Here is a 23,385-nt window from a genome sequence, read left to right as displayed (position 1 = left end):
CACGTGGGCCGGGAATCGCCTGTCCCGGAGCCGCCGCGGGGGCGACGCGAGGCGGCGCGGCGACATTCGCCTGGGGAACGCCAGGTCCGGTGGGCCGGGGGCCCGGCGCGGCGGCGGGGGGACGGGTCGCCGGAGCCACCGCGGGCGGGCGGGGCGCCGCCGTGGTCCCCGCCGGGCGAGCGGCCGGGGCGGCGGGCGCTGTCGCTGGCCGTGCGGGAGCGGCCGTACTGGTGGTGGGGGCCCCCAGGATGCGCATGATGCCGCCGATCACCGCCTCGATACCGCCTCCTTTGAGGATGTAGGCGTCCGCGCCCGAGTTCCGGGTCTTGGCCGCCAGCTCCTCCTCGGCGATGTCCGAGTAGAGGACCAGCTTGGAGGTGACCCTCTTCTGGGTGCGGAGGTATTCGACGACGTCGTCGCCGAACATCTCTGGCATGTTCACGTCCATGAGGATGAGCGCGAACGGTCCCTCGGCGAGCTTCAGGTCGAGGCTCGCCAGGTCGGTCGCTCCGGTGGCGTGGTAGCCAGCAGCGGAGAGGGCCCGGACCGTGAGTTCCACCAGCATCGGGCTATCATCGATGACCAGTACGCGAGACATCTGCCTCCTCAAGGAATACTGCCGTCACCCTACACCGTTGAGTGGGCCCGGACCATGTGATTCGGTCCTCTCTTGACCCACTTCGCTAGCCTCCGGATACTTTGGCGCCTTGACCAACACTCCCCTTCAGCGTGCGCTTCGGAAGGCGCCCGACCGAGCCATCGCCGGCCAGGCCCGGCCCGAGCAGGAATTCTTCTGCTTCCGCGTGGGTGAGCTTCGCCTCGCGGTCCCCAGTGAGAATGTCCTCGAGGTCATTCGCACCGGGCTCCTCACGCCCCTTCCGCGAACTCCGTCCTTCCTCCTGGGTGTTACCGGCCACCGCGGCGAGGTACTCCCCGTCATGGATCTCCTGCGCTTCCTTGGCAAGGGGGAGGCCCGTGTCGGGGCCAGGACCCGGCTCTTCATCGGCACCAGCGGCAATTACCGTGTCGGGGTGGTGGCCGACGCGGTGCTCGGCCTGCGGCGCATTCCCGTGGCCGACATCCTTCCTCCTCCCCTGGGTGGGGATGCGGCCGTCGAGCACCTGCTCGGCGTCCACGGTGGCAACTCGCCCCAGGAGGCCATCGCCCTCATCAACTTCACCAAGCTGCTCCAGAGCGCCCGGCAGCGGGCGGTGGTGCGATGATCTACGACGATCACTCGTCCTCCGAGCCGTCCGAGCAGAACGAGGTCGACGTCCTCTTCTTCGAGGTCGGCGACGTCGTCTACGGCACCGATGCCCAGCAGGTGCTGCGCATCGATCGCTCGCACCCGGACGATCTGGAAGTGCCGGGGCTCGGCCCGCTCAAGCGCGGTGGCCGCGCGCTCGTCTTCGACACCCCTGAAGGGGAGGGCCACCTGAAGGTGGACGCCATCCGCGGCGTGCGCCCCGTCCCCATCCTGGACCTGCGGCGCCTGCCGGCCGTGGCTGGCGCGGCACCGTATGCGGTCGGTGTGTTCCTCGACCAGGAACGCCCCGTGATGCTCATCGATCTCGTTGAAACCTTGAATGCTCAAGGAAGGCACTGAAGGCAATGTCCCCCGCTGACACGAAGAACGAAGTTGTCCCGACGGAGGGCGCTGCTGCCCCTCGCTCCAAGAAGGCCGGCTCCCTCAAGCCCCTCACCGACACCGTGATCGCGGTGCTGGCGGGCAACCTCGAGGCGCGCGTTCCCAAGAACGCCGTGGATGACGATGCCGCCGACCTGGCCCAGCTCTTCAACCAGCTGCTGGACCGGCATGCCTCCTCCGAGCGCCGCAAGCAGGTGGCCGCCCAGGAGATCGATCAGGCCATCGACGCGCTCATCACCCTGGTGCGCGAGGGTGACCTGGCCCAGTGGAACACCTCCACCGAGGACGCTCAGCTCGGGCCCCTGCTCGAGGGCTTCGGCAAGGTGATCGAGACGCTGCGCACCTTCGTTCGCGAGATCAACGAGGCGGCCCTGCGCCTGTCCTCGTCCGCCAACCAGGTGCTCGCCGCCTCCACGCAGCACGAGACGAGCTCCACCGAGCAGGCCGCGGCCATCCACGAGACCACGGCCACCATGGAAGAGCTGAAGCACGCCTCGGCGCAGATCGCCGAGAACGCCGGCAGCGTGGCGCGCGTGGCCGAGGAGACCCTGGGTGCCGCTCGCGCGGGCCGGGGCGCCATCGGCGAGTTCATTCAGGCCATGCAGCAGATCCGCAGCGACGGCGTCGCCGTGGCCGACTCCATCACCAAGCTGTCCAAGCGCGTGGAGCGCATCGGCACCGTCGTCGAGGTCATCGACGAGATCGCCGACCGCTCGGACCTGCTCGCGCTCAACGCGGCCCTCGAGGGCAGCCGCGCCGGTGAGGCGGGCAAGGGCTTCTCCATCGTCGCGGCCGAGATGCGCCGCCTGGCGGAGAACGTCATGGAGTCCACCAAGGAGATCAAGAACCTGATCACCGAGATCCGCGAGGCCACGGCCGCCGCCGGCAGCGCCGCGGATGCCTCCAAGGAGGCCACGGAGTCCGGTGAGAAGCTGGGCGCGGTGGCCGCGCAGGCCGTCGAGGGCATCCTCGCCGGTGTGCAGGAGACGAGCGACGCCGCCCGCGTCATCAACCTCGCCACCCAGCAGCAGCGCACCGCCACCGAGCAGGTGGTGGCCTCCATGGCGGAGATCGAGGACGTGACGCGTCAGACCACCCAGGCCTCCAAGCAGGCCACGGGTGCCGCCGCCGAGCTCACGCAGCTCGCCGGCCGTCTGGCGGAGCTCATCAAGCGTTTCAAGGCCGACTAGTCAGGAGCGGGAGGGGCAACTCGGGGCGGATTTCCGTCCTGACGCCCTCTGGTCATGGACACCGAGTCCCTCAAGAGATCCCTCCTGTCGAAGTTCCAGGAGGTCAGCGCCGACCGTCTCCAGAAGATCCAGCTGGGCATTCTCGATCTCGAGAAGCCCACCGCGGATCAGGCGGCGGACGAGGTCGCGCGCGAGCTGCACACGATGAAGGGCGAGGCCCGCATGCTGGGCCTGGCCGCCATCGGCCAGCTCGCGCACGCGGCCGAGGACGTGCTGCGCGCCGAGCGAGACGGGAGGGCCGCCACCGAAGTGGCGACGGACCTCCTGCTGCGTGCGTGCGACACCATTTCGGACCTCCTGGAGGACACCGAGGGCGCCCAGTCGGGTACCCCGGCCTCGCAGGAGATGGTCGAGGCGCTCGCCGCGGCCTCCGGACACGCGCCTCCGGCCATCGGGGGCGCCAAGGCCCCCTCGCACACGGCCATCCCCGTGGTGCCCGCGGCCCCCGTCCCCGTGGTGGAAGCCACCCTCGAGGAGCCCGCCGAGCCCGTGTATGTGCCTCCGCCCGCCGCGGCGGTGTCACCTCCGCCTCCGGCTCCCGCCAGGGCCGCCAAGGCCGAGCACGACGAGGGTCATTCCCACAAGGCGCTCGCCGATCGCAGCATCCGCGTGAACGTCGAGGTGCTCGACTCGCTCGGCCTGCTCGCGGGAGATCTCCTGGTGGAGAGCGCGCGTGGCCGTCTGCGCGCGTCCGAGGCCGAGGCGCTGCTGCAGCGCTTCTCGCGCCTGGGCGACCGCTTCCTCAAGCTGGCCGAGCATCTGGCGGTCCCCAACTCGCTGCGCAACGACCTCGAGCGCATCGAGGGCGACCTGCACATGCTGCGCGACGACGCGTTCCGCTTCGTGCGCCGCAATGGGGATGGCATCGAGACGCTGCACGGCAACCTGGCGATGATGGCGGACCACGTGGCCGAGGCCCGCCTCGTGCCGCTGTCCACCGTCTTCGACGCCTTCCCCCGCGCCGTGCGTGACATCGCCCGGGCCCAGGGCAAGGAAGTGGATCTCGTCATCGAGAACGCCGACCTCGGCGTGGATCGCTCGATGCTGGCCGACGTGCGCGACGCCCTGGTGCACCTGCTGCGCAATGGCGTGGACCACGGCCTGGAGACACCCGACGATCGCCGCATGCTCGGCAAGCCCGCCGCGGGCCGCCTGCGCATCCGCGTGCGCGCCGACGGCGACATGCTCAGCATCGAGGTGGACGACGACGGCCGCGGCATGGACCCGCAGAAGCTGCGGGAAGTGGCCGTGCGCAAGGGCCTGCTGACCGAGTCCCAGGCCGCCGCCCTCTCCGAGCGCGAGGCCATCGAGCTCGTCTTCCGCGCTGGCTTCTCCACCCGCCAGGAGATCACCGACATCTCCGGCCGCGGCGTGGGCATGGACGTCGTGAAGAAGAAGGTGGAGTCGCTGGGCGGCTCGGTGGGCATCGTCAGCCGCCTGGGCCGTGGCAGCGCCATCACCCTGCGCCTGCCGCAGTCGCTGGCGCTCATGAAGGTGCTGCTGGTGCGCCTGGGCGACGACGTCTACGGCATGCCCGCCGCCGACGTGGTGGCGGTGATGCGCGTGAAGCCCGAGGACCGGATGGAGGTCTTCGGCACCCTCGCGGTGAAGCACCGCGGCAAGCCCACCGCGCTGGTGGGCCTGGGGCCGCTGCTCGGCGTCAACGGAGGCAACCGCTTCGACAAGCCGCCCGCCGTGGTGGTGCGTCACGGTGATGACCTGGCCGCCCTCGTGGTGGACGGCTTCGTGGACGAGCGCGAGGTGGCGGTGAAGCCCTGCGGAGGCGAGTTCCTCAAGGGCGCCGCCTTCATCGCAGGCACCGCCGCGCTGGAGGACGGCCGCATCGCCGTGCTCCTGCACGTGCCGGACATCATGACGGAGGTGCGCCGCATGGCGCGGCCCGTCACCCAGGGCCAGGCCGCCAAGCGCCTGCGCGTGCTGCTGGTGGACGACTCGCCCATCGCGCGCGCCACCGAGTCCGCGCTCGTCAAGGCGCTGGGGCACACCGTGGACGAGGCCCAGGACGGTGAGGAGGGCTACCTCAAGGCCCAGTCGCAGCAGTACGACCTCATCCTCTCGGACGTGCAGATGCCCCGGCTGGACGGCTTCTCGTTCACGCGGCGGCTCAAGTCCACCGTGGGACTGTCCCGCATTCCCGTCATCATCCTGTCCTCGCTCGCGTCTCCGGAAGACAGGCGGCGCGGGGCCGAGGCCGGCGCGGATGCGTACCTGGTGAAGGGCGAACTGGGCGTGGAGAGCCTGGCGCAGACCATCGATCGTCTGACCTGAAGCGAGGCGAGGGGAAGCTTGGACGTCGGCGCGTCCGCATACCGTGTGTTGCTGGTGGGCGAGGTGCTTCGGGGCGCCTCGCGGGGGTTGTTCGACGGGGTGGTGCTCGCCCCGGCCGGCAACGTCTGCGAGTTCTCCGAGGCCCTCGAGGTGGTGCAGCGTCTGCACCCGGACGTGGTCGTGGTGGACCTGTCCGGCCCGGACGCCCTCAAGGCCATTCAACGGGTGATGGCGGAGCGGCCCGTGCCGGTGCTCGCGCTCCACCCGGGCACGCTCTCCGGCGCCGAGGCCTTCCAGGCGCTCGCCTTCGGGGCCGTGGACGTGGTGGATCGGCCGCACGAGCCCGGCATCGACTTCTGGCAGGCGGTGGGCCGCAAGCTGATGTTGCTGGCCGAGGTGCGCGTGTCGCGCCCCGTGCAGGCCCAGAAGCAGAACGTCCGTCCCGCGGCCACCGAGGCGCCGTACCCCCTGGTCGCCATTGCCTCCTCCCTCGGAGGGCCCAAGGCCCTCTCCGTGGTGCTCAAGATGTTGCCCAAGGACTTCCCCGCGCCGGTGTGCATCTGCCAGCACATCAGCCACGGTTTCACCGAGGGCCTGGCCCAATGGCTCGGCTCCGAATCGCCCCTCAAGGTGGTGGAGGCCACCAACGGCGAGGAGATGGTGCCCGGCCATGTCTACATCGCGCGCTCGGGCTCGCACCTGGTGGTGCGTCCCAAGGGGCGGCTGGTGTTGGATCCCAGTCCTCCGGTGCGGGGTTTCCGGCCCTCGTGTGACGTGCTGCTGACGTCCGCGGCGGAGTCCTTCGGGACGCGCGTGCTGGGCGTCATCCTCACCGGCATGGGCCGCGATGGCGCCCGTGGGCTCAAGGAGATCCGAGAGCGCGGTGGGCGGACCATCGCTCAGGACAAGGCGAGCTGTGCCGTGTACGGCATGCCCAAGGAGGCCGTGCGCCTCGGGGCCGCCGAGGAAGTATTGCCTCTCGAGCAGATCGGACCAACCCTCGTGCAGTGGGTACAGTCATGCTGACGGTGACCTCCAAGGCCCTGCAGCAACTCTCGTCCCTCCTGCTGGAGCGGGCGGGGCTGAAGATCACTCCGGACGGCTACCACAGCCTCCGGTTGGCGTTGTCCACGCGCATGCCCGTGGTGGGCATCGTCAACGCCGAGGAGTACGTGAAGCTGCTGCGCTCCGCCGAGGACGAGCTGCGGGCGCTGCTGCCGCTCGTCACGGTGGGACACACCGAGTTCTTCCGCGACCCCAAGCAGTTCCGGGCGCTGGAGAGCCGCATCCTCCCGGATGCCCTGTGGAAGGCGCGGCGGGAGAACCGCCGGATCTCCATCTGGTCCGCGGGCTGCGCCACCGGCGAGGAGCCCTACAGCCTGGCCATGGTGCTGGCCGAGCAGGGCGCACTCCCCATCGAGGTGGACCTGTGGGCCACGGACCTGAACCTCGCCGCGGTGGAGGCCGCGAAGCAGGGACGCTTCTCGGCCCGCCGCGTGGCCGGCATGCACGGTGATCGCCGCACGCGCTTCTTCCGGCCGGTGGAGGACGGGTACGAGATCGTCTCCTCGCTCAAGGACTACGTGCGCTTCGACGGGCAGAACCTCGCCGTCCCCGTCTTCGAGAAGGTCAAGCCGGAGTCGTTGGATCTCATCCTCTGCCGCAACGTCATCATCTACTTCGACCTGCCCACCATCCGCGCGCTGATGGATCGTTTCCTCGCGGCGCTGCGGCCCGGGGCCCTGCTGCTGCTGGGCTACTCGGAGAGCCTCTTCAAGGTCTACGACCGTTTCGAGATGGTGGAGATGGAAGGCGCCTTCGTCTACCGGCGGCCCGTGAAGCCGCTGGCGCCGCGCACGTCCATCGGCCTCGGGAACACGAAGGGGCACTCCACCTCCGCGCTGCTCCCGTCCACCCGCGCCCTCAAGACGACGCTCGACACGTCCTCCAAGGTGCCTTCGGTGTCCCCGGGCGGCCCGGCACCGCGCAAGACGGTGGAGATGCCCGCCAGGGCTTCCGAGGCATCCCAGGCGGCGAACCCCGCGGCCACCGCGGCCGAGCCGCCCCGGAAGTCGCTCGAGGCCTCCGCCGTGGGAGCCGACGCGGGCCGCTCGCGCGGAGGCGAGATGCCCGCGTGGTCGCTGATGCTGGCTCCGGGCGAGCGGCTGAACGCGGCCGTGCGGATGATCGAGCGCGGTGACTTCGTGTCCGCGGTGGCCACCGTGGAGCAACTCCTGGCGGATGAGCCGGGCCACCTGGACGCGCTGCTCACCCTGGGCAACATCTACTCGCTGAGCGGGCGTGTGGTGGACGCGCGGGATGCCTTCGCGCAGGCCATCAACCGCGAGCCGCTGTGCGTGGAGGCACGGGTGTTCGGCGGACTGGCGGAGCTGCAGGCCGGAGAGCTCGCCGAGGCCCGCGCGGAGCTGGGCAAGGCGCTCTTCCTGGAGCCCTCGCTGGCCATCGGCCACTACCTGATGGCGCAGGTGCACGAGCGGCTGAAGGACCACGAGGCGGCGCGGCGCCACTACCGCAACGCCATCTCGCAACTGCGCTTCCCCCAGCGCCAGCTGGCCGGCCACTACCCGGAGCTGCCGGACTCGGCCGAGTCCATCTCCCGCGCGGCGCGTTACGCGCTCGCCGCGCTGGAGGAGGGACCGCTGTAGCCGGCTACGCCAGGCCCTTGTCGTCGTCGACGCCGCTCTTGGTCGGATCGAGCGCGGCCGTGAACTTCTTCTGCAGGTAGGACTTGGCCTGGCCGCGCAGCAGCATGCCGGGGTCGGTGCCCTCGCCCTGGATGGCGCCATCGGTGATGGTGAAGTTGGCATCGAGGTTGATGCCCATCACCTTGCCGATCACCTTCGCGCCGTCACCGGCCCAGTCGGCCTTCACGCCGTACTTCTCCGTCCAGTACTTGAGGAGCTGTTCGACGCGCTTCCTGGCCTCGTCCTTCGGGAGGGAGTGGGGGACCTCGAACTTCATCGTGCCCATGTGGCGCTCCTGGGTTCGTGATGTACCCGCCCGGTCTAGGGATGCCGGAGCGGGAGGGAAACCCGGGTCTCGCCGCCGGGAGCGCGGAAGTCAATATTCCGGTGACGCACCTGGGAGGAGGCCGCCGAGCGGCCGGGCCCGCTCGTTCTCGGTTCGACGCGCGCCAAGCCCTACCGCTGCGTGTGGTGGTAGCTCGCCTGCCGGGCGCCCGAGAGGGCTTCGTGGCGGGCGGGGAAGCGGGTCCCCATTTTTTCCTATATGGCCCGCGTCCTCCCGTTCTCAGCCCTGCTTCCCTCGCTCGAATCGCACCTGGCGGCCGATGACGATGGTTGTCCCTTCAACGCTCCGCCCCGTTCCGCCTTCATCCGCCCCCTGCTCGACAGGGTGGATCCCACGGCGGAACTGGGCCGGTTGAGGCAGGCGGGCTCCGTCCTTCGCGACACCCGCCCGGCCCTGTACCTGGCGGAGGTGTACAGCTCCGCGGGCCGGCTCGGAGGGCCTCCGGTCCGCTTCCTCCTGTGTGGCCTGGCGCCGGACGCCGCCGAGCCGCTGGAGCACGAGCCCTACCGGCCCCGCTCGGCGCAGGTGGAGCCCACCGTCACGCTGGCCGCGGACGACCATGGGGTACTCCGGGCCCTGCTGGCCGAGGCTGCCGAGCTCAGCAGCACCGTGTGGCAGGGCACGTTCGAGGACTCCCCGGTGTCCCTGCGGCGCATCGAGCCCTCGCCCGTGGCCCGGCGCATCCAGGCAGTGCTCGACGAAGCGCCCCTGCGTCCCCTGGCCGAGCTGGATGAGCGCAGGCCGAGTCTGGCGGCCGTCGTGCCGCTGTCGGATCCCGGGCTGCACTTCGAGCCGGTGCATCGCGCCATCCAGGGCCTGGAGACCTTCGAGGAGGAGACCTTCCTCACGCTCGTGACGGCGTACGCGCGCATCTACGACCTGGACGAGCCCCTGACGACGCCCCGGGGCGTGTCCCTGGCGAACGAGCGGCTGGCGACGCTGGTGCGCGGACACCACGCGGTGTTGATGGTGCTGCCCGGGGGGCGGGGGAAGATCCTGCGCTTCCGGCAGGGGTTGGACCTGGCGCACCTGAAGGCCGCGCCGCGCAATCCGACGCTGCGCAGCCTGGACCTGGCGCTGCTCAACGCGCTGGTGCTGCGCACGGTGATGGGCATCAAGGACCCCGAGGATCCAGGACACCCGCAGGTGTTCGCGGTGCAGGGGCTGGACTCGCTGGTGCGAGGCGTCCACGCGGGGACGTTCCAGGTGGGCTTCGCGCTCAACCCACCGCCGTTGTGGGAGGTCCGCGCGGTGATGGAGGCGGCGCAGTGTCTGCCGCCCAAGACGCTGCGGGTGGAGCCCGCGCCGCCAGCGGGGCTCCTGTTCCTGGATCCGGAGGCCTAGGGTTCCGGGTGGGTGCCCTGCTGACAGAAGCGTTGGACTGGCCCCAGCGCATGCCGCTCGAGCTTCGACCCGGGAATGGGGAGACGCTCGATTCCGTCTGTGGGGGCGAGGTGAGGGTGCTCCAGCGCCGCCGGGGCTACCGCTTCACGTTGGATCCGGTGCTGCTCGCGCACTTCGCCGTCTACGAGGCCGGAGCGGTGCGGGGCCGGCTGATGGACTTGGGCACCGGATGCGGGATCATCCCGCTCATCCTCGCGCGGAGGTTGGGCTGCGGGAGCATCACCGGGTTGGAGCTACAACCGCGCCTGTTCTCCCTGGCCGAGCGCAACGTGCACCTCAACCGTTGCGAGCGGGAGGTGTCGCTGGTGCGGGGAGACCTGCGCTGCGTGGACCGGCTGTTCCAGAAGGCCGGTTTCTCCTACGTGCTGTGCAACCCGCCGTACCGGGCGCGGGAGCAGGGGAGGATCAGCACGGACATGGAGAAGGCGCTGGCGCGGCACGAGATCTCCTGCGAGCTGCAGGACGTGGCGCGCTCGGCGGCGTATCTGTTGAGGGGACGTGGGAGCTTCTGCGTGGTGTACCCGGCCTCGCGGCTGTCCGAGCTGATGGCCGTGTTGCACGCGGCGAAGCTGGAGCCGAGGACCGCGCGCATGGTGCACTCGCGCGCGGGACGCCCGGCGAAGCTGGTGTTGATGCACGCCGTGAAGGGCGCGCCCACCGGGCTCACCGTGCTGCCCCCGCTCGTCATCCACGCCAATGACGAGCAGGCCTTCTCGCGCGAGGTCAGCGCGATGGTGGAGTAGTGAGGAACTTTGGTGTTTCAGATAGAACTCATGAATCACGCGGCGCTCAGGTCACTCGATTTTGCCCGTTAGGGGAATGGCTGGTTGGTGATGTTCTGGTGATTTTGTTTGTCATTAAGTTTTAACGAATTCTTTGTTGGTTTAAGGTTTAATTCGATGTCGCTCTTGTTGTCGTCGATGGAATTTATTGCTACTTTTGAGTATTCGTTCATTAGTTCTCTGTATTGCTGATAGAGGCTGTTTCGAATGTCCCGTGGAGCATTTTGAGGTAGGCTGTTGATTTGGGAGAGTATGAGTTCCAGGGCGAGTTTTGTTTTGTGGGTGGCTCTTTCTATACGCCAATGGTTACGTCCTCTGAATGTTAGGACCCCAAGAGCGGCTCCAACAGCCAATCCGATTGGGCCAGCCAGAAAAAGCGTGCTGCTGGCTAATGTGCCTGCCACGATGCCTACCGAAGCGCCAACTCCTCCGCCCACAACACCCGCAAGAAATGTCGATGGGGAGCGAGAGTACTTTTCGGCGACATCGTCGATTTCTTGCTTTGTGAGTTGCTTGATTCGTCTGAGTTCGTGTTTGGCATCGTCGAGCGAGCGGGAAGCTGCATCCACCTTTTTTCTGGTCGCTGGATCCAAATCATATTTTGCAGATGCTACTGCAAGGGTGTCCTGGTTTGGCATCGGTCAGGCTTCCTTGCGTTTGTGGAGGTTGTTGTTTTCAATCTCGGTACTGCTTTCAAGCGCGGAAGAGTGAATCGGGGCAGGGGTAATTTCGGAAGAGTAGGGTCTCGCGATTTCGGAGATCAGTTCTTCGGCTCTGCGCATTGCGAATTGCGCTTGGTTAAGAGTGCGAACATAAAGCCTCCGTCTTTTGCGATCGGCCGAGTATTTGCGATAGTTCAGGTATGATAGAAAGGCGAGCGGGACCGCTGCGAATGCAGCTAGGTTTGATATTGTATTCAGGAGTTCGGGGTTGGTGGTGTAAGCGTTTGTGTGGGTAGTGGGGATTTTGAGAACAATGTAAGATGCAATGGTAATTGCCAGTGTCCCTATGAACAAGAATAGGCTGATGTCGAAGTTTAAAAGCGCAGGAAGCTGTGAATGTTTGGATTCTTCTTCGAGATCGTGGATTAGAAGTCGAAGTTCTTCGCGCTTCCCTATTAGTTTTGAGATCCTTGCGGTGTCGTTGTCGTCTGGATGGTAGTCATTGAGGTGTAGAGTGTATTCGTAGAGGTCATCGTCCATGGTTTATCTCGTGCCGTGGGTTTCAGGGCTGCATTTGCAAGGTTGGGATATCAATGACGAGTCTAGCATGCCGGGCTTGTGTTAAGAAGGGTTTCACGGCGTGGGGCTGGCCTCCTGCGGCTTCTCGTTCTGGGCGCTCTGCTGCTCCCGGCAGAAGGCGAGCTGCTGCTTGATGACCTCGAGTGGCACCGCCAGCTCCAGCTTGAACTCGTCGCCGTCCGGCCGCACCTTCGCGAAGTCCAGGAGCTGCGCCATCTCCGTCTTGCCCTCGGCCTGCGCCTGCATCCGCGCCAGCGACAGCGCGCCCCCGAGCGACTTGCCCAGGTCCGTCACCTTGGCCGCGTCCGGCCCCTTCACCTGCGCCGTCATCGCGAAGTCCGAGCTCGCGTCCACGTGCAGCTCCACGTTCTCCGCCACCTCGGCCAGCCGCGCCGCCAACTCCTGCTGCTCCTTCGGGAACAGCTTCTTGAGCTGCTCCGAGGACAGCACTCCGTACATCTCCCCGTACGTGCTGCTCTCGGAGATGACGGGCGGCTCGTCCGGCCCGCGGCCCTCCACCCGGTCGATGACCTCCTTCACCCCGTCCGCCGACCGGCCGAACACCAGCATCTGGTTGTTCCACAGGCCCACCTGCGGCCCGCCACGCCGCGTGCTTCCATCCGGCCGCTGTTGGGGCACCGGGGGCTCGAAGAGCCTCGCGCTGTCCCCGTAGTCGTAGTTCGTCGAGCCCCGGCTGGTGAGCAGGTTCTTGAGGCGATCGTCCCCGAAGTTGCCCGAGAGGATGACCCCGTCATCCGTGAGCACCATCCGGTCCAGGTCCTGGAACGGGTCCACGCCCGTCTCCTTCTTGAACCGCTCCAGCTCCGCGCCCTCCCGGTTCATCAGGCACTCCAGCAGCATCTCCCCGATGGGCGAGTGACGGATGGCGTTGGCCTCGATGACCACCGCCGTCTTCCCCTTGCCCCGGGGCAGTGCCGCCAGGATCGGATCGCTCGGCCGGATCGGCTGCTGCTGCGCCACCGTCCCCGCGTCCACCACCGGCGCCACGTACGTGCGCCGCTTCTCCATGCGCTCGCGCTCCGCCGGCCTCATCCGGTTCGGGAACGCCACCTTCGGCGGGGGAGGGGCCTCCTCCTCGCCCTGTCCCGACAGCATCAGCCACGCGGCCAGGCCGAACAGCACCACCGCGAACACCAGCCACAGTCCACGACGCCGCTGCCGCATCAGTAATCCCTCCCCTCGAACCACCAGAAGCCCAGGGCCAGCACGCCCAGCCCGAACACGAACACTCCCGCCAACAGCATCGTCAGCGACTGCACGCCCAGCGGCGTCGAGGCCGCCAGATCCATTCCCGCCTTCGCCAGCGAGGACAGCCTCGGCAGCACCAGCGTCACACCCTTGAAGAGCTCCCGGCTCACCCCCTCCTCGATGAAGGGCGCGATCTTCGTCCGGAAGCCCGCGATGATTCCCGCCACCAGCGTGATGCCTCCCAGCGCCGCGCACAGGGCCGCGCTGCGGATGATCGTCGCCGTCGTCAGCATCACCGAGTACACCGCCGCGAAGCTCACGCACGCCAGCATCGCGGAGATCACCGGCCCCATCGTCCAGTACCCCGTCTTCACCCCGAAGATGAGCACCAGCCCCACCGAGCCGTACAGCGAACCGAGCAGCGCCAGCGACATCACCCCGAGGAACGTGCCCGCCAGGATGTGCCAGCGGCGCAAGGGCAGGGCGAGCAGGTGCTCGATACGGCCCGGCGACAGCAGGCTCGTCGCGAAGTCCGAGCACGAGACGATGCCGAACAGGATGCCCCCGTAGAAGACGATGCCCGCCGCCGCCATGAACACCGGCTTGAGCGCCACATCCACCGCGCGGATGTTGATGTCCATCACCTCGCCGAACAACCGCGAGGCCGCCAGTGCGCCGTCCACCACCTCGATCTTCAGGCTCAACGACAGCGTCACCAGCACGCCCGTGACGCCCAGCAGGAAGGCCAGGATGAACTTGCGTGAGGCGGCCTCACGCAACACGTACCCCGCGATTCCCAGCACGCCGTTCATGCCGCCACCCCCATGGCCGAGGCCAGCACGCTCTCCAGGTCCTGCCCGTCCCGCTTGAGCTCCATCAGCAGCGCTCCCGTCGCCCTTGCCTTGTCCAGCGCCGCGTTCAGCCCCGCCACGTCCGCCGCCTCCACGTGGTACTGGCCCTCGGTGCCCGCCGCCGTGAAGCCCGCCGCGCCCAGCGCGCCCGCGTCCACTCCCGGGGCGAAGCGCACCACCCACCGCGCCCCGCTCCGCGCCAGATCCTCCAGCCGACCCTCGCGCAGCACCTTGCCGTTCCCCAGGATCGCCACCCGGTCACACAGCCGCTCGGTCTCCGCCAGCAGGTGCGAGTTGAGGAAGAGCGTCGTGCCGCGCTGCACCTCCTCCTGGAGGATCCGCCGCACTTCCACCCGGCCCATCGGATCGATTCCGTCCGTGGGCTCGTCGAGGATCAGCAGATCCGGGCTGCCCAGCATCGCCGCCGCCAGCCCCAGCCTCTGCCGCATGCCCTTCGAATACCCGCCGATGCGCCGGCCCAGCGCGTCCGCCAGTCCCACCCGCTCCAGCAGGCGCAGGTTCGCCGCCTTGTCCGGCTTCAGTCCCTTGAGGCCCGCCACCGTCCCCAGGAAGACCGGCGCCAGCCACGAGCCCGGCAGGTGCAGCCGCTCGGGCAGGTAGCCGATCCGGGCGCGGATCCGCGGATCCTCGGGAGATCCGCCGAGCACCCGCACCGTCCCCTCCGTGGGCTGCACGATTCCCAGGATGCTCTTGATGAACGTCGTCTTCCCCGCGCCGTTGGGGCCGATCAGCCCGAACGCGCTCCCCTCCGGTACGGAGAGGTCCACACCCCGCAGCGCCTCGTGTCCGGAGCGGAACGCCCTCCGGTAGGTCTTACGGAGTCCAATGACTTCGATGGCTGGCACGATGCGCACTCTACGACGGAGCCCGGCGCGCGATTGCCCTGCACGCCACACAAGCCAGCACCCGAGCCCGTGTTCCGGCCGCTCGCGAGCGCTTCTGCGCACCCGGGAAATGCGGTTCGCACCTTTTTTCCGGGTGCTTGGAGCTCCCAATTTTTCCGACCTTCGTGGTTTCGCGCCCTTGCGGGGCGCACCTGCATGGCCCGCGGTATGCACAAGCCCTCGTGCACAGGAGGCAACACCCCATGTCCACGATCAAGCTGATGGAGCAGGAGCTGTACGCGGCGCGCCGGGAGCTGGCGGAGGCGGAGCGCGGTCTGTGTGAGAACACCGAGGCGGCCCGCACCCGCTATGCCCGCGCCGTCCACGAGGCGGAGCTCGCCGAACGCATGGCCGCTCGCATGTCCAGGCAGCGCAGCTGGCTCGACGAGAGCTGGCGCCTGGCTGCTGTCTGAGCAGCCCCATCAGGAGATTTCCTTTCCGGTGGCCGCCAACGGTTTATACCGTCGGCACATGGCATATCCGATCCACCGACCCCGCCGCCTGCGCCGCAGCGCGGTCCTCCGTGAGATGGTGCGCGAGACCACGCTCGCGCCCTCGGACTTCATCTATCCGCTCTTCGTCGTCGAGGGCCGCGACATCCGCCGCCCCATCGGTTCCATGCCCGGCATCTCCAACCTCTCGGTGGAGCATGCCGTCGCCGAGGCGAAGCAGGCCCATGCGCTCGGCGTGCCCGCGGTGCTCCTCTTCGGCATCCCCCATCACAAGGACGCCCAGGGCTCCCAGGCCTACGCGCGCGAGGGCATCGTCCAGCGCGCCATCCGGGAGATCAAGAACGCCCTCCCGGACATGCTCGTCATCGCCGACGTGTGCCTGTGCGAGTACACCGACCATGGCCACTGCGGCATCATCGAGGGCGGCCATGTCGCCAACGACGCCACGCTGCCGCTGCTCTCGCGGATGGCGGTGACGTGCGCCCAGGCCGGCGCGGACATCATCGCCCCCTCGGACATGCTGGACGGACGCGTGGCCTCCATCCGCTCGGCGCTGGACGAGGTGAAGCTCACCGAGGTCCCCATCCTCTCCTACGCCGTCAAGTACGCCTCGGCCTTCTACGGACCCTTCCGCGAGGCCGCCCAGAGCACGCCCCAGTTCGGCGATCGCCGCACCCACCAGATGGACCCGGGCAACGTGCGCGAGGCCCTCAAGGAGACGGACCTCGACCTCGAGGAGGGCGCGGACATGATCATGGTCAAACCCGCGCTGTCCTACCTGGACGTCATCCACCGGGTGCGCGAGCGCGTGGACGTGCCGGTGGTGGCCTACAACGTGTCCGCCGAGTACTCCATGGTGAAGGCCGCCGCCCAGAACGGGTGGATCGACGGAGATCGGCTGATGTTGGAGATTCTCACCTCCATCAAGCGCGCCGGTTCGGATCTCATCATTACCTATCACGCGCTGGAAGCCGCGAAGCTGCTCGGTTGACGGTCGGGCACGGCATCTCTACAGAATCGGCACATGGCCACCCGAAAGAAGAAACGGCCCCCAACTCGCAAGGCGGCACCCCCGGCGGTCCGGCGCACCCCACGCGCTGGCAAGCGCCCGGGTGCCGCCCGCACAGCCCTCCCCGCAGCCGCCGTACGGCCCGCGGGTCCTCTCCAATACAAGGTCGTCGAGCTGTCCACCGTGGACGAGGGGACGCTCGAGCGCACCGTGAATGAGTGGAGCCTCCGGGGTTGGACCCTGGACGGGGTGCAGTTCGCCATGCGCGAGTCCTCCAAGCGTCCCGCCATGGCCTTCGTCTTCTTCACCCGCGAGGGAGAGCCCGCCACCCAGGACGTGGAGGGCGCGCGCGGCCGGCTGCGGCAGATGTCCGAGACGGGCTCGCCCACGGCCCAACTGGTGGCCTCGCCGGACTTCACCGGCAACGCCGCCGCCTCGTCCTCTTCGTATTCGTACCAGCGGCCTCCGGGCATGGTGAGCGCCCATGAGCGGCTCGCGCAGCTCGCGGGCCTGGACGAGCCCGAGCGCCCCGAGCGGGGCCTCATCCTGGAGCCCGAAGAGTGAACCCCTCCCATCAGGTCTTCTCCCACCCCCGCCGGCCCGGCCTGCGAGTGGTCCACGGTGGGGATGAGCAGCCCGTTTCGCCCTATCCCAAGGCCTCGCTGTGGATGCGGCTGGGCGCGCGCATCGTGGACGTGGCGGTGGCCTGGGGCCTCTGCGTGGTGTGCGGCGCCGCCGGCGAGGTGGTGGCGCTGCTCTTCCTGCTGCTGGCCGACGGCATGCTCCAGGGCCAGAGCGTGGGCAAGCGCATCTTCGGCGTGAAGGTGATGCACCTGCCCACGCAGTCCGCCGCCCGCCACCGCGACAGCACCCTGCGCAACGCGCCCCTGGCCCTCATCGTCCTGCTGGGGATGATGCCTCCGCCCCTCGGGCTGGTGGCGGGCCTCGCGGGCCTCGTGGTGATTGGCGGCGTGGAGGCCTTGCGCGTGGTGAGGGATCCGCTCGGCTGGCGGCTGGGGGACACGTGGGCCCAGACGCAGGTGGTGGACGGGAAGGTCGTCGCCGGAGCAACGGTTGCAGCACGCACACCCGTGACGCCCGCTCGCGTCCCAGGCAGATTCTTGTCCGCGGCCCGGCTTCGCCGGATCCGCCATTTCAAGAAGTCCAGAAGGGGAAAGCCTTGCGCATCGCGCTGACGTACAACCTCCGGTTGTCCGACTCGGAAGACGAGGCGGAGTTCGACACTCAAGAGACGGTGAACACGCTGGCCTCGGCCATCGAGCGGCTCGGCCACCGGCTCGAGCGTTTCGAGGTGAGCGGCCCGGCTTCCCGCACCGTCGCGCGGCTCGAGGCCTACAGCCCGGACCTCATCTTCAACATCGCCGAGGGCCGCCGCGGCCGCTTCCGCGAGGCCTTCTACCCGGCGCTCTTCGAGGAGCTGGGCTTCGCGTACACCGGCTCGGACGCGTACGCGCTGGCGGTGACGCTGGACAAGCAGCTCACCAAGCTGGTGCTCTCCAAGCACGGCATCCGCACCCCGGGCTGGCAGTTCGTCGAGAAGCTCAACGAGCTCAAGGCCGAGGACCTGCGCTTCCCCGTCATCATCAAGCCCAACTTCGAGGGCTCCTCCAAGGGCATCACCCAGGACTCGGTGGCCGAGACGTTGGAGCAGGCCCGCGAGAAGGTGTCCCAGGCCCTGGCACGCTACCCGGCCGGGGTGCTCGTCGAGGAGTTCATCAGTGGCACGGACATCACCGTCCCGTACCTGGCGGCGGTGCAGAACGACCATGACGGCGTGCTCAGCCCGACGGAGTACGACATCGATCCGGCCGCCATCGCCGGCCGCAAGTACGCCATCTACGACTACGAGCTGAAGACGAAGAAGGAGAACGCCGTCAAGGTGCGCGCCCCGGCCAAGATCCCTCCGAAGGTGGCCGAGGAGATGCGCACCATGTCGACGAAGATCTTCCAGGCGCTCGACTGCCGGGACCTGGGACGGATCGACTTCCGGCTCAGCGACGCGGGCGTGCCGTACTTCCTGGAGATCAACGCGCTGCCCAGCCTGGAGCCGGGCGCGGGCATCTACGCCGCGGCGGCCCTGGAGGGCGTGCACCTGGACGGGGTGGTCAACGCCATCATCCAGAGCGCGGCGCGGCGCTACAAGATCAAGGACGGCAAGCGCCAGGGCAAGCCGGCACGCAAGACGGGCCCGCTGCGCGTGGGCTTCACCTACAACGTCAAGCGCGTGAAGCCGGCGTTGGACGGCCAGGCGGTGGAGGACAGCGAGGCCGAGTACGACTCGCCCACCACGCTGCAGGCCATCCGCGAGGCCATCGCCTCGTGGGGTCACGAGGTGGTGGACCTGGAGGCCACCGCGGAGCTGCCCAGCGTGCTGGCCAGCACGCCGCTGGACATCGTCTTCAACATCGCCGAGGGCTTCAAGGGCCGCAACCGCGAGAGCCAGGTGCCGGCCATGCTGGAGCTGCTGGACATCCCGTACACGGGCTCGGATCCGGCCACGCTCTCCATCGCGCTGGACAAGGCGCTGGCGAAGAAGATCGTCCGCCAGGCGGGCATCCACACGCCCAACTTCCAGCTGATGCACACGGGCAAGGAGCGGCTCAACAAGGAGTTCACCAGCTTCCCGCTGATGGTGAAGCCGGTGGCCGAGGGCTCCTCCAAGGGCGTGGTGAGCAAGAGCGTCTGCCACAACGAGGTGGAGCTGCGCGAGGTGGTGAAGGAGATCGTCACCAAGTACCAGCAGCCGGCGCTCATCGAGGAGTACATCGGCGGGCGTGAGTTCACGGTGGGCCTGTTGGGCGAGCGCCGGCCGCGCGTGCTGCCCCCCATGGAGATCGTCTTCCTGGACAAGGGGGACAAGACGCCCATCTACAGCTTCGAGCACAAGCTGGATTGGACGGATCGCATCCGCTACGACGCGCCGGCGAAGCTGGAGCCCGCGCTGCTGGAGAAGCTGAGGGCGGCGGCGCGTGGCTCGTTCATGGCGCTGGGGTGCCGCGACGTGGCGCGCATCGACTTCCGCATGGACGACAAGGGCCGCATCTACTTCATCGAGTGCAACCCGCTGCCGGGTCTGACTCCGGGGTGGAGCGACCTGGTGCTCATCGCGCAGGGCGCCGGCATGGACTACCGGGGCCTCATCGGCGAGATCATGGCCCCGGCCATCCGCCGCTACAAGGAGCGGGAGGCCCGCCGCGCCGCCGACGAGAGCGCCTTGATGAAGCTGGCCATGGAGAAGGCCGCCCACGAGAAGGCCGCCATGGCCGATGAGAAGCCCGGCTCTGTCTCCGTGACGGGCTCGGGCTCCGGGTCGTCCTCGTCCGGTGGCGAGGGGCCGGTCCGCATGGACATGAAGGCCCACTGAGACAGCGCTGATGTCTGGAGCCAGGGGCTCGGCATCCCGGGGGAGACCTCGGGGGCCGGGCCCTTCGTTCAGGAGCGGTGCCGCTCGGCCACGCGGTAGAGCCGGGTGAGGGAGTAGTCCAGCAGGGACTGGCGTGAGCCCATGTAGTGGCGTGCGCGGAGGAAGGGCAGCCAGACGCGGTTGCCCACGAGCACCTGGGCTTCCTCGAGGTTCTTGCGCGGGATCCACCGGCCGCCGAGGTGGCGCACCAGCACTTCGCCCAGATAGGCGCCAATGGCGGGCACCGCGCGCTGGTCGATGGCTTCGCGCAGGCGGCGGGTGGGGAACTCCTCGCGCCAGAAGTAGAAGTCAGCGTCGGTGAGGGACTCGGGCGAGGCGTCGAAGACGGAGGGCACCTGGGTGTGCAGCAGGGCCACGAGGTGCTCGGCGAGGAGGCTGTAGTGCTCCAGGGCGCGCTCGATGTCGTCCACGTCCGGAGGCAGGGCGGAGTCGGCGGGGCGCCACTCCTCGGGCTCGGGCGGCTGCCACGCGTTGAATTCGGCGATCTTGCGCTGGCGCTCGTGACTGGCGGTCCAGTCCGCCACGCGTGAGAGGAGCGGTGCCATGTCCGGGTGGAAGCGGGGCTCCACGGGGGCGAGCATGGCGCTGCGTTCGCGCAGGGTGCGCAACACGGTGGAGAAATCCAGGTCCGGCCGGAGGTGGGCGTGGGCGCGGGCCTGGGCCAGACGCGCCTCGTCGCTGGCGAAGTCCGCGGCGGTGGGCCACGTCACCAGGAGGACGCAGCCGTTGGGCAACTCCTCCACCCGCCAGGCTGGTGTGGACAGCATGCGCTCTCGGCCGACGCGCTCCACCAGCTTCGGACCGAAGACGTTGAGCCAGCACACCTCGTAGATCTTGTCGAAACCGTCTCTGCGTCGAGTCTCGTCGTCACGGCCAAAGTCTGGGAAGCCCGCCAACTCGGCATCGTCGCTGCTGTGAGCCTTTGCGTAGGGGACCGGGTAGCGTGAAGCCCAGGCGCGCACCATCTCGACGAACTTACGGCAGCGCTCCGCCTCCGTGAAGAAGGAGAGCGGTTTCACCTTGATGATGATGTCCAACTCGGGAGATTGCGGAGGGAGCCAGAGCCAGAGTTGGCTGTCGATCGCTGGCCACTTCGTCCGGTAGAGACCGATAGCCGTGCTGTCCCCATCACGCCGTTCTTCCAGCGCCTTCCAGATGGCGGCACGGGTGTATTTCCGTTGCCGCTTGCCATTGACGACGTCCGGCATCCAACCGTCGGCGTACTCCTCGAGCGCGAGGAAGAAGGGCTCTAATTCGTTCTCGAGTGCCACTTGGGCGTCAAAGGCACCTTCCAAAGAAAGCCGGAGGTGGTCCTCGTCCTTCGAATCGTAGAATTCCAACACCTTCATTGGAAGGAAACCTCTACTCCCCTGACCTTGAGCACTGTCTTGTCCATGGCACGCTTCAACTGCTCTGCACTCGCGGGCTTGAGGGGACCCGACTCGTAGACGAGGTGGACCCGTTGGACGCGGACTTCGCTGCCCTCGCGCAGAAGAGGTTGGAGGGAGACTCGGCGGATGTCCAGCGTCCCGCCATACTTCCCGAGAGCTTCCCTCGCATCCGTAGTCATCTGTGCTTCCAGCGCATCTTCACGCAGCCCCGAGAGGTTGCGGCTCTTGAAGCTGAACGTCTCGACGCGAGGCGGCCCGTTGGAGGGCCCACTCTCCTCGATGACGAGCACATCCGCGTAGCGCAGGCCGGTCTCCGGCTTCTGCACACCCACGGACCTCAGGACGCGAGGTTGGATGAACGCCCCGAGGAAGCGGCGCTGGGCCCGGGGCAGGGCGGCATCGGCTTCCAGTAAAGCCACCATGAGGCTCTCGAAGGCCAGCCCCCGGGTGAACCATCCTCGCAATTGCTCGTAGGGCGCCCAGTGCAGAGGTCCCAGTGTGGCCTTGCCCTGTTTGAGCTCACCCAGGCGTTTCTCGTAGTAGGCAACGTACTCCCCCCAACGTGGGTTGCCCTCGGCTCCGGGTGGCGGAGCATCGGACGAGGGGCGTTGCTTCTCCAGTACCGCCACGTTCCGGGGTAGACGCGAGCCCGGGGCCTCCAACTCCGCCAGCGCCAGCCGGGTCTCCACCACCTCCCGAGTGAGGCCCGCTGCCTCGTCCACCAGCGCGGTCAGTCCGCCGAGGCGTTCCGTGGCAACGGCCCCGTGGGGAGCGCGTGCGGCCTCGTCCGCGGCCGTGGCCACCTGCCCGGAGTCCTCCATCGGGCTGGTGGTGAGCGCGTCGCGGGCGGCGCGGCCCAGGCCCCGCAGCACATCGCCGGACTGCTCGGCCCGCTCCGGGTAGCGGGAGAGGGGCAGTCCCCGTGCCTCCAACTCCTCGCGCACGGTGGGCATGAGCGCCAGTGTCTGCCCCAACAGCTTGTCCTGTGCCAGCAGTCGCAGCACCGCGTCCACTTCGTCGTCGTGGGCCGAGTGCAGCACGAAGAGGGCGAACACTTTGGCGTGGAAGGGGCCGTAGCGCTCGGTGGCGCTCACGAGGAAAGCGGCGCGCTTGCGCTGCAGCAGGAGAGCGGCGTCTTCGCGCACGGGTCCCAGGGCGCCCAGCCGCACCGCGTTCCAGTCGTCCAGCGCCTCCACCAACCGGCGCATGTCCACGCGCTGCTGGAGTGCGACGAATTCGGAGGGCGAGGCGCAGGTGAGCAAGGGCGCCAGCAACTCGTTCTCATCGCCGGAGGAGAAGTCGGGCCAACCCGGGGGAACGGCCTGCCCACCGCAAGTGACGGGGCCCTGGGGAGGCATTCCCCCGCTGGCCGCCTCGCCCACGCCCACCCTGGTGTCCGAGCCCACGTTCCAGGCGGTGGAGTGCGGGTGCAACCGTCGCGGCCCACCCGCCCCACGCGAGGAGAGCAAGGAGGGCATTGGTGGGGCGCCCAGGAGGGCACGCGGGCCCTGTGTGCCGCTCGTGCCGGGTGGCGGTGTCAGCGAGACGCAGCCCGTGGTGTGAAGGGCGGCTCCCAGCAGCAGGAGCGCCCACCTGGGCGCCAGGAGGTCAGTGCGCATGCTCTACCTTCAGCCCCAACTCCCACTTCGAAGGGGGAGGGCGCCTCAGTCGTTGGTGAAGATGGGAAACCGGCAGAGCGTCTCGAAGCCGAAGCGTTCCAGCAGGGGCCCGGAAGTGCTCGCGCGGGAGTGGACGGTGGCGAAGGGAATGCCCCGTCCGGCGGCGTAGCCCAGCCGCGCGGTGACGAGGGCCCGGTACAGTCCTCGCCCTCGGAAGGCTGGGAGCACGACTCCCCCGAGCAGGTACACGGAGCGCTCGAAGGTGACGAGCCCCGACGTGCCCGCGGGCATCCCCCGATACCGTGCCAGGAAGAGCTCGTGGCTCTGGCCGGGGTGGGTGAGGACCATCCGGTTGAACGCGGTGATCGGCCCCGGGTCCATCTCCCAGCCCTCGGCCATGGTCCGCGAGTACTCCTCCACCGTGTGCTCGTCCACCCGCTCCACGGTGATGTCCCCCTCGGCACTGGCCGGTACCGAGGTCCCACGGATCATCCCCAGCGTCTCGTTCCGGCGCAGGCCCCGGCGTTCGAGCCGCTCGGCCAGATCCGCGGGCCGGCAATCGGGCCCCACCGTCCAACGGAAGCGCAGCCCCAGCCGGCGGTATTGCTCCAGCGTTTCGTCGATGACGGCATCCGCCTCCTTCTCGTCCAGGGCCGAGTACGCCACCTCGTTGAGCCCTCCCTGGCGCAGCGAGGGCGTGATGAGCTGCATCCAGCCCGGACGCTCGATGACCTGCGTGTCCGGCAGCGGGATGAAGGCTCTTCGGGGCGTCTCCAGCACCTCACGGAGGCGCTCGGCCCTGGTCTCGAGATCACCGGTCGGCATGGGCCGACGCTAAC

The 23,385-nt window shown here is 68.4% G+C and carries 23 protein-coding genes; 13 read left to right on the top strand and 10 right to left on the bottom strand.

Going from position 1 to position 23,385, the window contains the following annotated elements:
• Nucleotides 1-598: response regulator (locus Q664_RS16190; RefSeq protein WP_152622131.1), on the bottom strand; the 598-nt coding region annotated here is incomplete at its 3' end.
• Nucleotides 599-707: 109 nt separating this feature from the next.
• Here Q664_RS16190 and Q664_RS16185 point away from each other — a divergent pair.
• Genes Q664_RS16185 through Q664_RS16160 form a run of 6 tightly spaced genes read left to right on the top strand, consistent with a single transcriptional unit; the run spans nt 708 to nt 7,853 of the window.
• Nucleotides 708-1,223 (top strand): chemotaxis protein CheW, encoded by a 516-nt coding sequence (locus Q664_RS16185; protein ID WP_052518210.1) that lies wholly within the window; start codon nt 708-710, stop codon nt 1,221-1,223.
• Nucleotides 1,220-1,606 (top strand): Frizzy aggregation protein FrzB, encoded by a 387-nt coding sequence (locus Q664_RS16180; protein WP_043395528.1) that lies wholly within the window; start codon nt 1,220-1,222, stop codon nt 1,604-1,606. The genes Q664_RS16185 and Q664_RS16180 overlap by 4 nt, the downstream gene beginning before the upstream one ends.
• A gap of 5 nt (nt 1,607-1,611) precedes the next feature.
• Nucleotides 1,612-2,838 carry a methyl-accepting chemotaxis protein gene (locus tag Q664_RS16175; RefSeq protein WP_043395526.1) on the top strand — a complete coding sequence of 409 codons (1,227 nt, stop codon included), beginning with the start codon at nt 1,612-1,614 and terminating at the stop codon, nt 2,836-2,838.
• 54 nt (nt 2,839-2,892) lie between these two features.
• Nucleotides 2,893-5,187, top strand: a complete 2,295-nt coding sequence (locus Q664_RS16170) for a hybrid sensor histidine kinase/response regulator (protein ID WP_043395523.1) — start codon at nt 2,893-2,895, stop codon at nt 5,185-5,187.
• A gap of 18 nt (nt 5,188-5,205) precedes the next feature.
• On the top strand, nt 5,206-6,213 hold the full coding sequence (locus Q664_RS16165; protein ID WP_200883711.1) for a chemotaxis protein CheB: 1,008 nt from the start codon (nt 5,206-5,208) through the stop codon (nt 6,211-6,213).
• Nucleotides 6,207-7,853 carry a protein-glutamate O-methyltransferase gene (locus Q664_RS16160; RefSeq protein WP_043395516.1) on the top strand — a complete coding sequence of 549 codons (1,647 nt, stop codon included), beginning with the start codon at nt 6,207-6,209 and terminating at the stop codon, nt 7,851-7,853. The genes Q664_RS16165 and Q664_RS16160 overlap by 7 nt, the downstream gene beginning before the upstream one ends.
• A gap of 4 nt (nt 7,854-7,857) precedes the next feature.
• Here the strand turns inward: Q664_RS16160 and Q664_RS16155 are convergent, their stop codons facing one another.
• The gene (locus Q664_RS16155; protein ID WP_043395515.1) at nt 7,858-8,178 is read right to left on the bottom strand and encodes a polyhydroxyalkanoic acid system family protein; all 321 of its coding nucleotides are present in this window, start codon (nt 8,176-8,178) and stop codon (nt 7,858-7,860) included.
• A gap of 258 nt (nt 8,179-8,436) precedes the next feature.
• Here Q664_RS16155 and Q664_RS16150 point away from each other — a divergent pair, with 258 nt between their 5' ends.
• Nucleotides 8,437-9,582 (top strand): DUF1015 family protein, encoded by a 1,146-nt coding sequence (locus tag Q664_RS16150; RefSeq protein WP_043395514.1) that lies wholly within the window; start codon nt 8,437-8,439, stop codon nt 9,580-9,582.
• 8 nt (nt 9,583-9,590) lie between these two features.
• Nucleotides 9,591-10,385, top strand: coding sequence for a tRNA1(Val) (adenine(37)-N6)-methyltransferase (locus Q664_RS16145; RefSeq protein WP_235216719.1), 795 nt, complete (start codon nt 9,591-9,593; stop codon nt 10,383-10,385).
• 68 nt (nt 10,386-10,453) lie between these two features.
• On the opposite strand, the gene Q664_RS57755 is transcribed toward Q664_RS16145, so the two are convergent.
• The 5 genes from Q664_RS57755 to Q664_RS16130 all read right to left on the bottom strand — a co-directional run bounded on the left by Q664_RS57755 (nt 10,454) and on the right by Q664_RS16130 (nt 14,591).
• A complete protein-coding gene (locus Q664_RS57755; RefSeq protein WP_152622130.1) occupies nt 10,454-11,062 on the bottom strand; it encodes a hypothetical protein in 609 nt (202 codons plus the stop codon).
• A gap of 3 nt (nt 11,063-11,065) precedes the next feature.
• Nucleotides 11,066-11,626, bottom strand: coding sequence for a hypothetical protein (locus Q664_RS57750; RefSeq protein WP_152622129.1), 561 nt, complete (start codon nt 11,624-11,626; stop codon nt 11,066-11,068).
• 93 nt (nt 11,627-11,719) lie between these two features.
• Nucleotides 11,720-12,850 (bottom strand): hypothetical protein, encoded by a 1,131-nt coding sequence (locus Q664_RS16140; RefSeq protein ID WP_043395512.1) that lies wholly within the window; start codon nt 12,848-12,850, stop codon nt 11,720-11,722.
• A complete protein-coding gene (locus tag Q664_RS16135) occupies nt 12,850-13,686 on the bottom strand; it encodes a hypothetical protein (protein WP_043395510.1) in 837 nt (278 codons plus the stop codon). The genes Q664_RS16140 and Q664_RS16135 overlap by 1 nt, the downstream gene beginning before the upstream one ends.
• Nucleotides 13,683-14,591, bottom strand: coding sequence for an ABC transporter ATP-binding protein (locus Q664_RS16130; protein ID WP_043395509.1), 909 nt, complete (start codon nt 14,589-14,591; stop codon nt 13,683-13,685). The genes Q664_RS16135 and Q664_RS16130 overlap by 4 nt, the downstream gene beginning before the upstream one ends.
• 242 nt (nt 14,592-14,833) lie before the next feature.
• On the opposite strand from Q664_RS16130, the gene Q664_RS16125 reads away from it, so the two are divergent.
• The 5 genes from Q664_RS16125 to Q664_RS16105 are packed head-to-tail and all read left to right on the top strand — an operon-like array spanning nt 14,834 to nt 19,476.
• On the top strand, nt 14,834-15,043 hold the full coding sequence (locus Q664_RS16125; protein WP_043395506.1) for a hypothetical protein: 210 nt from the start codon (nt 14,834-14,836) through the stop codon (nt 15,041-15,043).
• 58 nt (nt 15,044-15,101) lie between these two features.
• Nucleotides 15,102-16,073, top strand: a complete 972-nt coding sequence (hemB, locus tag Q664_RS16120) for a porphobilinogen synthase (protein WP_043395504.1) — start codon at nt 15,102-15,104, stop codon at nt 16,071-16,073.
• A gap of 33 nt (nt 16,074-16,106) precedes the next feature.
• Complete coding sequence (locus tag Q664_RS16115) at nt 16,107-16,655, top strand: hypothetical protein (RefSeq protein ID WP_043395503.1); 549 nt, start codon at nt 16,107-16,109, stop codon at nt 16,653-16,655.
• Nucleotides 16,656-16,696: 41 nt separating this feature from the next.
• On the top strand, nt 16,697-17,287 hold the full coding sequence (locus Q664_RS16110; protein ID WP_233166234.1) for an RDD family protein: 591 nt from the start codon (nt 16,697-16,699) through the stop codon (nt 17,285-17,287).
• Nucleotides 17,272-19,476: a D-alanine--D-alanine ligase family protein gene (locus Q664_RS16105; protein ID WP_043395502.1), complete on the top strand. Its 2,205-nt coding sequence runs from the start codon at nt 17,272-17,274 to the stop codon at nt 19,474-19,476. The genes Q664_RS16110 and Q664_RS16105 overlap by 16 nt, the downstream gene beginning before the upstream one ends.
• A gap of 68 nt (nt 19,477-19,544) precedes the next feature.
• Here Q664_RS16105 and Q664_RS16100 read toward each other — a convergent pair whose 3' ends face one another.
• From Q664_RS16100 to Q664_RS16090, 3 genes are read right to left on the bottom strand one after another with little or no spacing between them, the layout of a single operon-like run.
• Entirely contained in the window at nt 19,545-20,885 is a 1,341-nt protein-coding gene (locus Q664_RS16100) for a hypothetical protein (protein ID WP_043395500.1), read from the bottom strand.
• Nucleotides 20,882-22,546 carry a hypothetical protein gene (locus Q664_RS57745; RefSeq protein ID WP_152622128.1) on the bottom strand — a complete coding sequence of 555 codons (1,665 nt, stop codon included), beginning with the start codon at nt 22,544-22,546 and terminating at the stop codon, nt 20,882-20,884. Before Q664_RS57745 ends, Q664_RS16100 begins: the two co-directional genes overlap by 4 nt.
• A 45-nt stretch (nt 22,547-22,591) precedes the next feature.
• Nucleotides 22,592-23,371, bottom strand: coding sequence for a GNAT family N-acetyltransferase (locus Q664_RS16090; RefSeq protein ID WP_043395498.1), 780 nt, complete (start codon nt 23,369-23,371; stop codon nt 22,592-22,594).
• Nucleotides 23,372-23,385 lie beyond the last annotated feature (14 nt).

Source organism: Archangium violaceum Cb vi76, from assembly GCF_000733295.1.
GTDB lineage: Bacteria > Myxococcota > Myxococcia > Myxococcales > Myxococcaceae > Archangium > Archangium violaceum.
The sequence above is the reverse complement of the archived record's forward strand: the minus strand, read 5'-3'. Positions and strand labels throughout refer to the sequence as shown.

Bases quoted from the DNA above. Each gene is read 5' to 3' on its own strand.
- Q664_RS16125 (WP_043395506.1), top strand. From the start codon at position 14,834: ATGTCCACGATCAAGCTGATGGAGCAGGAGCTGTACGCGGCGCGCCGG.
- Q664_RS57755 (WP_152622130.1), bottom strand. From the start codon at position 11,062: ATGCCAAACCAGGACACCCTTGCAGTAGCATCTGCAAAATATGATTTG.
- Q664_RS57750 (WP_152622129.1), bottom strand. From the start codon at position 11,626: ATGGACGATGACCTCTACGAATACACTCTACACCTCAATGACTACCAT.
- Q664_RS57745 (WP_152622128.1), bottom strand. From the start codon at position 22,546: ATGCGCACTGACCTCCTGGCGCCCAGGTGGGCGCTCCTGCTGCTGGGA.
- Q664_RS16160 (WP_043395516.1), top strand. From the start codon at position 6,207: ATGCTGACGGTGACCTCCAAGGCCCTGCAGCAACTCTCGTCCCTCCTG.
- Q664_RS16140 (WP_043395512.1), bottom strand. From the start codon at position 12,850: ATGCGGCAGCGGCGTCGTGGACTGTGGCTGGTGTTCGCGGTGGTGCTG.
- Q664_RS16180 (WP_043395528.1), top strand. From the start codon at position 1,220: ATGATCTACGACGATCACTCGTCCTCCGAGCCGTCCGAGCAGAACGAG.
- Q664_RS16150 (WP_043395514.1), top strand. From the start codon at position 8,437: ATGGCCCGCGTCCTCCCGTTCTCAGCCCTGCTTCCCTCGCTCGAATCG.
- Q664_RS16135 (WP_043395510.1), bottom strand. From the start codon at position 13,686: ATGAACGGCGTGCTGGGAATCGCGGGGTACGTGTTGCGTGAGGCCGCC.
- Q664_RS16090 (WP_043395498.1), bottom strand. From the start codon at position 23,371: ATGCCGACCGGTGATCTCGAGACCAGGGCCGAGCGCCTCCGTGAGGTG.
- Q664_RS16100 (WP_043395500.1), bottom strand. From the start codon at position 20,885: ATGAAGGTGTTGGAATTCTACGATTCGAAGGACGAGGACCACCTCCGG.
- Q664_RS16175 (WP_043395526.1), top strand. From the start codon at position 1,612: ATGTCCCCCGCTGACACGAAGAACGAAGTTGTCCCGACGGAGGGCGCT.
- Q664_RS16170 (WP_043395523.1), top strand. From the start codon at position 2,893: ATGGACACCGAGTCCCTCAAGAGATCCCTCCTGTCGAAGTTCCAGGAG.
- hemB (WP_043395504.1), top strand. From the start codon at position 15,102: ATGGCATATCCGATCCACCGACCCCGCCGCCTGCGCCGCAGCGCGGTC.
- Q664_RS16155 (WP_043395515.1), bottom strand. From the start codon at position 8,178: ATGGGCACGATGAAGTTCGAGGTCCCCCACTCCCTCCCGAAGGACGAG.
- Q664_RS16115 (WP_043395503.1), top strand. From the start codon at position 16,107: ATGGCCACCCGAAAGAAGAAACGGCCCCCAACTCGCAAGGCGGCACCC.